Annotated in this window: 2 protein-coding genes and 1 pseudogene; all 3 read right to left on the minus strand. The window is 64.8% G+C overall.

All coding sequences use genetic code 11. The annotated features are described in order from the left end of the window. Positions 1–932: pseudogene (locus ABYB95_RS21150) on the minus strand (hypothetical protein); the annotation flags it as partial. Continuing rightward, positions 929–2,371: an acetyl/propionyl/methylcrotonyl-CoA carboxylase subunit alpha gene (locus ABYB95_RS21155; RefSeq protein ID WP_372661555.1), complete on the minus strand. Its 1,443-nt coding sequence runs from the start codon at positions 2,369–2,371 to the stop codon at positions 929–931. The pseudogene ABYB95_RS21150 and the gene ABYB95_RS21155, both read right to left, overlap by 4 nt. Positions 2,372–2,379: 8 nt before the next feature. Further along, positions 2,380–2,617 (minus strand): acetyl-CoA carboxylase biotin carboxyl carrier protein subunit (locus ABYB95_RS21160; protein WP_372661558.1); only part of this gene is annotated, 238 nt, incomplete at its 5' end.

Here is a 2,617-nt window from a genome sequence, read left to right on the forward strand (position 1 = left end):
ATGCCGCCCGGCAACTGGTGCTGGAAGTAGCGCATGTCGTACTCCTGCGGCACGCCGGTCGCGAGGCCTTCGACTGCTGCGAGCTGGGTGAAGAAGCTGCTGACGCGGGCCGCGGCTTCCATGTCCAGATCCACCGAAACACCCTGGCTTTGCAGATTGGCCACCACGTTTTCGATGGCCGGTTGGCTGCTACCGTTGCCCAGGGGCCGTGTCGCTGTGTGCAGGGTCTGCACACCCAGCTCGGGCGCTTCGGCGTAGGTGAACGGGGCCAGGCCGATGGTGCAATGCGAATGCAGCTCCAGTGGCTTGCCGCCCAGCGCCGTGTGCAGCGCGGGCAGCAGCGTGCGGGCGCGCTCGGGCGTGAGAAGGCCGCCTGGGTCCTTCAGGTAGACGCGGTTGATGGCGGGAACCAAAGCGAGCTTGCGCGCCGCGTCGGCAAAGTGCGCGTCGTCATGGATGGGGCTGACCGTGTAGACGATGGCACCGACGATCTCGCGTGCGCCCGCTGCGGCGATGGCCGTGGCGCTGTCGGTCACGGCCTGCATGTTGTTCATGGGATCCATCACCATGAAACGCTCGATGCCGTTGCGTACCAGCAGCTGATAGGAAAGCGCCATCAACTCGGGGTGCGCCGTCTCCCACGAAATGAAACGCATACCGGTGGACAGAAAACTCAGCGGCGTGCGCGGCATGAGTGCCTTCATCAGGCGGATGCGCTCCCAGGGGTTTTCCTTGTGGAAACGCACCGTCACCGCCATGTGCGTGCTGGTGGAGAAGTCGAGCGCGCGGTAGCCGACGCGGTCGAGGTCCGGGGCGACCTCCAGCATCATGCCGGTGCGCAGGCCAGTGGCTCCCCACAGGCTCTGGTTGCCGTCGCGCAGCGTGGTGTCAATGAAGTCGGGGCCGCTGGAACTCGGTGTGTTGGCGCTCATGAGCGTGGTCCTTCAGAAGCGGTGGAAGTGGCAGGCGGCGTGGCTGGCTGACCAAAGATGGCCGCGCCGGAACCGGCCAGAAACCGCCCGAGAAATCCGGTGTCGAACCCACCGTCGATGAACTCGGGTGTGGCCAGAACGGCTCGGTGCAGCGCGATGTTGGTGAGCACGCCTTCGATGCGCACGTCGACCAAAGCAGCCTCCAGCAGGCGGCGTGCGTGCTCGCGGTCACTGCCCGTGGCAATAACCTTGGCGATCATCGAGTCGTAGTACGGCGGGATCATGGCGCCGGCTTCCATGTGGGTGTCCACGCGCAAGTCTGTCCAGGCTGGGAAGTGGGCCGCAGTGAGCCTGCCGGGCGCCGGACGGAATTCGTTTGTGGGATCCTCGGCGTTGATGCGGCACTCGATCGCGTGGCCCGTCAATCGAACGTCGGCTTGCTTCATGCGCAAGGGATGGCCCTGCGCCACGATGATCTGCTCGGCCACCAGGTCGAGCCCGGTGATCTGCTCGGTCACGGGGTGCTCGACCTGGATGCGCGCATTCATCTCCAGGAAGTAGAAGCGTTGGCGCGCGACATCGACCAGGAACTCGATCGTGCCCAGGCTGCGGTAGTTGATGTGCTCGGAGAAACGCACCGCTGCCGCGTGCAAACCGCGACGCATTTCATCGGACAGATGGGGCGCCGGTGCTTCCTCGACCAGCTTCTGGTAGCGGCGCTGCACGGAGCAGTCGCGATCACCCAGATGGATCACGCTCTCGCCGTCACCGAGGATCTGCACCTCCACGTGGCGGCCTTGCGTGACAAAGCATTCAACATAAACCCGGCCGTCGCCGAATGCCGCCAAAGCCTCGGAACTGGCAAGGTCGAACAAGGCACTCAACTCGGCTGGCGAGTTGGCGCGCTTCAAGCCCCGTCCGCCACCACCGCCAACGGCCTTGATCAGAACCGGGTATCCGATCTGTTCGGCCATCTCCAGCGCCGCAGGCAGGTTGTCGACTTGCCCGCCAGGCGCGATCGGCACCTCTGCTTGTTCGGCGCAACGCCGGGCTTCGAGTTTGTTGCCAACGCGTGCGATCTGGCTGGCGGTTGGACCGATGAAAATCAGGCCGTTCTCTTCGCAGGCCGCGGCGAACTCTTCGCGCTCCGAAAGAAAGCCATAACCCGGGTGGATCGCTTGCGCTCCGACACCACGGGCCGCTTCGATCAAAGTACCGATGCGCAGGTAGCTGTCTGTGGCTCGCGCAGGGCCAATACACACCGCGCGGTCGGCCAGACGGGCGCCCATGCTGTTGCGGTCAGCCGCCGATACGGCCAGCACCGACTCAATGCCCAGGCGCTTCAGCGTGCGGATGATGCGCACGGCGATCTCGCCGCGATTGGCCACCAGCACACGTCGGATCGGGCCTTCTACGGCCAGTTGGTCTGCGGTCTTCATGGCCGTGCTCACGCCGGACGCACACGCATCAGCACCTGATCGAATTCGACCAGGTCACCGTCATGGACGAGGACCTCGACCACCACGCCGTCGACACCGGCGGAGATCGAATTCATGAGCTTCATGACCTCGATGATCCCCACGGCGGTGTCCGCGTTGACTCGGCTGCCGATGGCGACAAAAGGTGCGGCCCCAGGTTTGGGGGCGCCATAGAATGCGCCCAGCATCGGCGCTCGGATTTCCAGC

Source organism: Hydrogenophaga sp. (genome assembly GCF_041633695.1).
GTDB lineage: Bacteria > Pseudomonadota > Gammaproteobacteria > Burkholderiales > Burkholderiaceae_C > Hydrogenophaga.

Excerpts from the sequence above, each read along its gene's own strand:
- ABYB95_RS21155 (WP_372661555.1), bottom strand. The coding sequence starts at position 2,371 with ATGAAGACCGCAGACCAACTGGCCGTAGAAGGCCCGATCCGACGTGTG.